Origin of the sequence: Salinivibrio sp. IB574, from assembly GCF_001996205.1 — a bacterium.
Lineage (GTDB): Bacteria > Pseudomonadota > Gammaproteobacteria > Enterobacterales > Vibrionaceae > Salinivibrio > Salinivibrio proteolyticus.
Window position 1 is genome coordinate 60,858 of sequence record NZ_MUFN01000016.1, and the last position, 7,747, is coordinate 68,604.

A 7,747-nucleotide genomic window follows, 5' to 3' on the forward strand; every position below is an offset into this window, starting at 1 on the left:
ATCGCCATGAAGCTAGAAGCCCGCGTCAACACGCGGGCTTTTTCTATTTGATCTCAAACTGATAGAGCAGATCCACCGCCTGATCGACACCGGACACTGCTTCAAGGTAGAGATCTTTCATCAATCGATAGCGTACCGTGAACACCCCTATCGCATCAAAGATCCCCACCCCATACTTCACTTCCAAGTCAGGCAGAATATATCCCGAGACCTCGACTTTTTGCTCATCGCCGGCGCCAGAGGTATCGAGAGTGAGATCCTCGACCCCAAACGCCTGACCAATTTCGCCCACCAGTTTGCCACTTTGCGCCAAGCCCAAGCCAATCAGCATCGAGGTCATATTGGCATCACCGGCGCCAGCATCAAGCGCGCGGCCGCGTAACAAGTATGACAAGGCATTGGCCTGTGAACCGGCCGGGTCCATAAATACAGTCGCCACCGGCTCATCGGCAGGCCCTGTGAGTCGAATCCCCGCGATCACATCGCCCTCAGTGCGCTCGGGATTACGAATCGCTTCGACTTGCAAATACGGCTGATCCGCGGGGCCATTAAATAGGATCTCCCCTTTACGGATAATCAAATCTTGTCCAAATGAGCGATAGGTCCCTTCCAGCAAGCTCACGTTGCCCACAATCAAGGCGCCTTTGCGGTTGTTCTTAATGTTAAGTTCACCTGCCAAACGCGACTTCAAGCCAAACGCTGCCAGCCGTACTTCATCGCCAAGCACTAAGCGCACATCCGTGACCAAATTAAAGGGAACCGCGTCTTTTTGTTCCGCGTCTTCAGGCTCATAATTTTGATTGAGGATCACCGTATCATCCGACACAGTAACGGCTGATTCCGGCAAATGTTCCACTTCAATCCGTCCCCATGGCACCTCAATATCGCCGCGAATCGCCACTTGTTCGGGGGTTGCTGAAACCGTTAAGTCAGGCGCGACATCAAGACGGACCATCGGAGGCACATTCACCCGCAATGCATCGCCCGCGACATTCAGATTAAATAACCAATCTCTCACGGTCGGCCATCGACCCTCGCCTTTGAGGCGCAAGGTGCCATCGGGTGTAATCAGCTGGCCGGTTAACTGTCCTTGCTGACCATCTAGGTTGACCGTCACCTGTCCGTCATTAACATCAACCGGCGATGATAGCCCTTTCACACGTAATGCGCTGATATCCAGATCGCCAAAGACTTGTGGCAATGCAATCGGGCCTTTAACGCGTAAGTTAGCATTCACTTCGCCATTAACATCGGCTTGTTTGTCGCCGCCGAGTAAGGGTTCCAGTTTGGCAAGTTGCACCGCATTCATGTGCACATTCCCATCAATCGTACGTGTCGACGCTAACAGATCATTCAAGGTAAAGGCTGAGGCCAGTGTGCCGCCCTCAGACAAGGTGAGTGCCAGCGCACCTTGCAGTGCATCTTGATGCCAACGCGCATTGAAGTTGGCATGCTGCCAGCCAATCACCAGTGGCGTGTCGGCCTGCTGGCGCAGATTGCCATCCGCGATATCAATCGAGGCTTGCACATCCGGCGAGGCGTCAGGCTGCCAGCGTGCATGCACCGCGGCATTGGCACGTGTATCAAGTTGCCATTCCGGCGGTAAGAAGGCAGCGATTTGCGCCGCTTCAAAGCCTTCAATTTTAGCGACGACATCACCTTGCTCGCCAATTGTCGCCGGTTGCGATAAGCACAAAGACGTTGATTGCCACTGCCAACAATGTTCGCCAATCTCGGTTTGCATATCGGCGAAGCTGAGCGCAATGGGTGCCGCACTTTGCTGCACAATATCGCCAAGATCGTCCACGTTCACTGATGTATCAAGTAATCGCCCTTTCCAGCCTGTCTCTCGCGCTAACGCGCCTTCAATACGTAACGCGCCAGACGCCGGTGCCCCTTGCCAGCGCAAATCTAGCTGATGGGCCGCTTCATCACCGCGCACAGTTAAATCGAGGTTATCCAAGCGCGCGGTTTGATAGCGTCCGCCCAATACCGACACCGTCAAATCACCACCCAAGCGATCTTTTACGGTCAGATCACCGTCTACCGTTAGCTGATTAATGCGCACATCTTGCCAACGCAATTTCTTAGCATGAATCGCCAGCTTTGCGGTTGGCTGCGCAAACGGCCCGCTAAGTTTCGCATCGCCGCGGATCACACCAGTAAGCATCGGCAAGGATTGCGATAAATCGGCAATATCGACCGACAGTCCCATTTGCCACTCATCACGCACTTGTCCTTGCGCCGTCACTTGGTTGGGGCCGTGTGACAGCGTCAATCCCGGTGTCGACACGCTCGGTTGACCATCGCCATCACGATCATGCGCGTTAAGCGCGCCCGCGACCGCTAGCGGCAGTTTTTGCAACTCCCCATGCACCACCAACGTAGGCACAGATACCTCCCACCCACCTTGGGCCGTTAAGCGGCCACGATGGCTGATTGCGCCGGTTAGATCTCCTGTGATCTCCGGCCATTGCTGCTGAGGTTGGATGTTGGCAAAGCCTAATTCAGCTTGCCAAAAAGGTACGCTGGACCAATCCACGCTGGCACGACCGGCCACCTTACCTCCAAGCGTATTAGCTTCAAGCTGCGAGAGAGTCAGCGCCGTCAGGCTGCCTTTTCCGGCAAGGTTCAGCTGAGTGGTTGGCACGTCAGGGCCATCAACGTCAGTGTGTAAGCCAAGCTGATAGTCAGATAGATCGCCATCGGCGTGAAAGTGTAGCTCGCGCAATGCCGCGATCGTGTCCCCCGTCAGCGGCCACGCCAAGGCTTTGCTGTCCAATTGCACCGCAAAAGGTAAGTTTGCCGCCAGCAGGTTTGCCTCTCCTTCCAATGTCGCCGTCACCGGTCCGCGCGCGGTCGCGTTTAGCTCAAGCGCGGCTAGGCTTCCTGAGGCTGACAGCGATAAAGCTTGGTCTTGAAGGGGAGCAAGGTTATTGGTCAACTGGGCTTGCAAGGTAAGTGGGTACTCACCTTCAAGTATAATATCGCCTGCAAGGCTCGCCGTGCCTTGGGGGGCGGTCACCGAGAAACTATCAATAGTCACCGCACTGCCTCGAACGCTACCCGCCAAAGATAACGCTGAGAGGGTTTGTACTGTGCCCGCTTCAATACGCGTATCTTGCAAGCGAAGCTGCTCCACCTCGATAGCCAGCGGCAGCGCCACCGTGGGTAATTCCAGTCCCGGATAATGCCATGACGGGCTTGCCACCGCGCCATCCGGTTTACCGACCGCTTGGTCGGTGTTTTCTTGAGACTCGGTGTCGCTCGGCAGGCTCACCACCAGCTGCTGCCAATCGCTCGGCGATAGGGTTAAGGTGTCGCCAACAAAATGCACGCCCCCTTGCAGTTGATGCCAACTCACTGACTGCTCGGCAACCTGAATCGCCACATCCTTAAAGGCAAAGGCATTGATATGAATAGGCAACGGCGCTTGGATTGCTGGCGTGGATACGTCTTGCGAGGATGCCTCCTCACTCGCCGGCAAATCAATATCAAGCGTGACGCCCTCCGCGGCCAATTGGTCAATACAAAGCGCAGGCGTCAGTAAGCACTTACCTTGGATAACAAGCCTTAGCTGCTCGGCATTCAGTTGCAGCTGCGTATCATCATAGCGCACCCCTTGCAGCACAAAGCCGGTGAGTAGACTGCCGTCGGCCTCATCGACTGATAGCGCAGGTAGCGCTTTCTGCGCGCCCCACAGCCCAAGCTGCAAACCCACCGGGGTAAAAAGTGCGGCCGCTACCAACCCCACCAAAGAAAAAATACTGATTAACGCAATAAACGTTAGCCTGACTAACCAACGACTCATAACTCAGGCCCTAGCGTAAGGTGTATACGAAAATCATCATCGTCATTATCAAAGCCACGCGCAACATCAAGACGAATCGGGCCTACCGGCGATGACCAGCGAATACCGGTACCCGCCGCACGCTTCCACGATAAATTGTGGGTCCACGCGTCACCACCATCAGCAAATAGTGCCCACCACCAGTTGCCTCCCAGACGATACTGATATTCCAACGTACCGGTTAACATGTAACGGGCGCCACTGAGCTGACCGCTGTCATCGACAGGCGACACGGTCTCGTAGCCATAACCGCGAATACTGTTATCGCCCCCGGCGAAAAAGCGTAACGATGGCGGCGCTTCACTAAACTCTTCAGAAATCAGAGCACCACCATCAACACGTAATAAGCCGCGATGGTTTTTATTGAGACTGCGAATCCACGCACTCCGCCCTTGCAAGCGCACCAAACTAATATCGGACAGCCAAATGGGATCGGCCGCTTCCAATGTAATGGATTGTTTGTCTCCCCAATGCGGCATTAATCCACCGCGAGCGCGGGTGCGGGTAAAATTGATCCCAGGCAGCACCACGCTAACGCTATCTTCATCTTGTCCTTGGGTGTAGTCCTCATAAAGCCAGCGTAACGAGACACTGCGTTGCCAGCCGGTATCATACAGCCAATGCCTGGAAATCGAGGTCGATACCTCGAGGCTGGAGGTATCGCGTTGTTCGGTATTTTGTAACCCTAACTGCACTTGATAATACTCGCGGGAAACATCCTCCAAGGGAACCTTGTAGGTCGAGGTCAACGTCTGCTCGGGCTCAGAAATCGCCAGTGATGTGGTGATACTGTGACCGCGTGAGTTATACCAAGGCTTGCGCCAATTAAACTTGAGCCGCGGGCCAATGTCGGTGGAATACCCAATCCCCGTTTCAAACTTGTTGCGTGCTTCAGGGGTCAGTGTCACCTTGATCGGTACTTCAGTGTCCTCAGCTTCTTCCATATCTGCTTGGACTAGCGCACTGGAAAACCACCCGGTGTTGGCAAGGGCTTGGTTAAACTCACCCAATGCCGAGACCTGATACGGATCGCCCGGTGAAAAGCCACGTAAGGTATCAAGACGCTGCAACTGAATTTGCGAGCTTTGGTAACGAATCGCGCCGAAGTGGTAACGCTTGCCACTGGCAAAGTGCAAACGAATAAACGCTTGTTGGCGGGTGGGAGAGACTTCGAGACGTGTTTGCGTAAAACGACCATCAAAGTATCCCTTTTTCACCGCCAAGCTTTGGATTTGGCTTTTCAGGGATTCATAGTCTCCGTGGTTAAGAATCGCACCCGGTTGCGGCCCGTCAGCCTTGAGAGCATGAAAATCGTCATCCATGCCCGCCTCACCGCTAAACACCACATCCACTTGTGCCAAGCGAACAGGTTTGCCCGGATCAACCTTGACCTCCAGCGTAGCGTCTCCGTCCATTCGCGTAGTGATCTTAGGCTGATAAAACCCCACCGCTTGCAGCGCTTTACGCACATCCTGCTCAACGCGAGCAATAAACCGGTAGGAACCGTCTCGTTCTTCTGGAGCAATCGCGGCTAAATAGGTCTCGACATTGTCTTGTGCAATACCATCGAGCCCTTCAATATCAATGTCGACTTCCGCATGGGCGATGCTAGATATCACGCTGATAGCGATCGCGAATAGGGGGAATAGCCGTATATTCATGCAGTGAGATCCAATACCCGGGTGTCGCCCGGCTAAATTGATGATATCTTGCCATATTACGTGTTGAGCGGGGCAGGATGCCAGCATCATGTTGATGACAAGATGCGGAATCCATGCCTGTATGCCAACCCACTGACGCGCACAGCAGTCCGCTTTGCGCTTTTACACCACAGCAGTCAAAGGATGCCTATGTCGATGCAATCTTCCTTTACCCAACCCGAGAATGCGATAGCCGATCGCACCGACCCGATTGTTCCAGCCGAACCGCACGCGGTATTTAATCAGCCTATCACGGCCACCCCCGCGGCCGGTCAAAAACAGGTTATTTTTGGCATGGGCTGTTTTTGGGGTGCCGAACGCAAATGGTGGCAACAGCCGGGTGTGGTGATGACCTCGGTCGGATACTGTGGCGGCGTCACCCAACATCCGCGTTATCAAGACGTATGCACGGGAAAAACCGGCCATGCCGAAGTGGTCAATGTGATTTTCGACCCGTCCGTGGTGAGTTTAGACACCCTACTGGCGGTGTTCTGGGAAAACCACGATCCGACCCAAGGCATGCGTCAAGGCAATGACATTGGCCCGCAATATCGTTCCGCGATTTACTATTGTGATCCGGCGGACCAAGCCAGCGTCGAGGCAAGTCTGGCGACCTATCAAGCGGCATTGAGAGAGGCCGGCAAGCCCGATGCAGTCACCACTGAGATCGCACCGGCTGGCGCGTACTACTTTGCTGAAACTGACCACCAGCAGTACCTGCACAAAAATCCACAAGGCTACTGCGGCTTAGGTGGCACAGGTGTGTGTTTCCCACCACAATAAGCCTTTGGCAATTAACCACCGCTAAATGGCTAGGCGTAAAAAAACACGTCCGTTTGGACGTGTTTTTTAGTGTGGCGATGTTTATGCGGTAATGGCCATGGCTTTAATTTCTTTATTCACCTCAGTCATCACCGACAGTGCACGTCTATCACTATGCCCGGGCGGCAGTAAACGTCCACCATCAAACTCAAACGCGCCTACACCTTCAATATAGAGTCGGCCCTTAAAAAATCGTTTCACATACCGCGCAATCTGGGTTGGCCGATATTGACGAAAGATTCTAAGCATAAGGATCCCTTTCTTGTTCTCAAAGTCTGTCTAAGCAGACCGAAACGGCAATTCATTTCTTTCACAGTCACGATGACCGTATGATATTGCCACCTTGGAGCGCCGAATATTATCTGGCAATCTCCGCGTATAAAGCTAAGCAAGCAAAGTGCCACCTCAATAAGATAGCAATCACAGCATTAGAGCCTGCTAGCAAACAGAAGTTCCCGATTTAGATAAATACGTTTTGCAGCGCAAGTTCGATCGACGCAGAAAAGTCCGATCTTGCGCACGGATTAACCTTTGCCACTTGGCACAACTCACCGTCTGGCGTAACCATAGATAACTTGGCACCTGATGCCAAATAATGACCACAGACATGGATGATAAAGAATGAAAAAGACCACCCTACTTGCTCTCACCTTTGCGCTATTCACAGGCACCAGTTGGGCGCATACGATCCAAAATGGTGCACCTTTACCTTCAGCCAAAGTCGCCGAGCACGGCGAGCTGATCTTGAATGGCGACGATATTGTTTATCAAGCTTGGCAAACCGAACAATTGCCGGGCAAAGTACGCGTGATCCAAGCCATCGCCGGACGCAGCAGCGCCAAAGAAATGAATGCCCCCTTGATGGAAGCCATCACCGCCGCAGACTTTGACGACTCTCGTTACCAAACCACTACCATCATTAATCAAGATGATGCGATTTGGGGCACCGGCGGCTTTGTCAAATCGTCAGCAGAAGACAGTAAGCGGGATTTTAGTTGGTCCTCAATTGTGCTCGACGAAAACGGCAGTGTCGCACAGACGTGGCGCTTAAAAGAGGAAAGCTCGCTGATCGCGGTACTCGACGACCAAGGCACGGTGCGTTTTGTCAAAGAAGGCAAATTAAGTCCCGACGAAGTGAACCAAGTGATTAGCTTAGTGACTCAACTGGTCAATCAATAGTGCCATGCGCGGGCAAGGCCCGCGTTTTTCAACACTTGGCGTCGATGGTTATAATTGTTATGTTATTACATTACTTTTGAAGGTGTGGATGCCTGCATGACTCGGCCATTGATCGTCCATCTGTTGTTGATTGTCATACTCAGCCAATCTGGGCTGTGGGCGCGTCATCACCTCGATACCTTCACGCCCACACATC

General features: G+C 53.3%; 5 protein-coding genes. 2 read left to right on the forward strand and 3 right to left on the reverse strand.

What is annotated here, in order from left to right; translation table 11 throughout:
- Window positions 1-43: 43 nt before the first annotated feature.
- Window positions 44-3,811, reverse strand: coding sequence for a translocation/assembly module TamB domain-containing protein (locus BZJ17_RS09795; RefSeq protein WP_077640578.1), 3,768 nt, complete (start codon window positions 3,809-3,811; stop codon window positions 44-46).
- A complete protein-coding gene (locus tag BZJ17_RS09800) occupies window positions 3,808-5,511 on the reverse strand; it encodes an autotransporter assembly complex family protein (protein ID WP_077640579.1) in 1,704 nt (567 codons plus the stop codon). Before BZJ17_RS09800 ends, BZJ17_RS09795 begins: the two co-directional genes overlap by 4 nt.
- A 183-nt stretch (window positions 5,512-5,694) precedes the next feature.
- Between BZJ17_RS09800 and msrA the strand changes: the two genes are divergently transcribed.
- Window positions 5,695-6,333: a peptide-methionine (S)-S-oxide reductase MsrA gene (gene msrA, locus BZJ17_RS09805; protein ID WP_077640580.1), complete on the forward strand. Its 639-nt coding sequence runs from the start codon at window positions 5,695-5,697 to the stop codon at window positions 6,331-6,333.
- Window positions 6,334-6,414: 81 nt separating this feature from the next.
- Here the strand turns inward: msrA and BZJ17_RS09810 are convergent, their stop codons facing one another.
- A complete protein-coding gene (locus tag BZJ17_RS09810) occupies window positions 6,415-6,621 on the reverse strand; it encodes a DUF1107 domain-containing protein (RefSeq protein ID WP_069589637.1) in 207 nt (68 codons plus the stop codon).
- 372 nt (window positions 6,622-6,993) lie between these two features.
- On the opposite strand from BZJ17_RS09810, the gene BZJ17_RS09815 reads away from it, so the two are divergent.
- Window positions 6,994-7,551, forward strand: a complete 558-nt coding sequence (locus tag BZJ17_RS09815; protein WP_077640581.1) for a YtfJ family protein — start codon at window positions 6,994-6,996, stop codon at window positions 7,549-7,551.
- Window positions 7,552-7,747: the final 196 nt, after the last annotated feature.

Bases quoted from the DNA above. Each gene is read 5' to 3' on its own strand.
- BZJ17_RS09795 (WP_077640578.1), bottom strand. From the start codon at position 3,811: ATGAGTCGTTGGTTAGTCAGGCTAACGTTTATTGCGTTAATCAGTATT.
- BZJ17_RS09800 (WP_077640579.1), bottom strand. From the start codon at position 5,511: ATGAATATACGGCTATTCCCCCTATTCGCGATCGCTATCAGCGTGATA.
- msrA (WP_077640580.1), top strand. From the start codon at position 5,695: ATGCCTATGTCGATGCAATCTTCCTTTACCCAACCCGAGAATGCGATA.
- BZJ17_RS09810 (WP_069589637.1), bottom strand. From the start codon at position 6,621: ATGCTTAGAATCTTTCGTCAATATCGGCCAACCCAGATTGCGCGGTAT.
- BZJ17_RS09815 (WP_077640581.1), top strand. From the start codon at position 6,994: ATGAAAAAGACCACCCTACTTGCTCTCACCTTTGCGCTATTCACAGGC.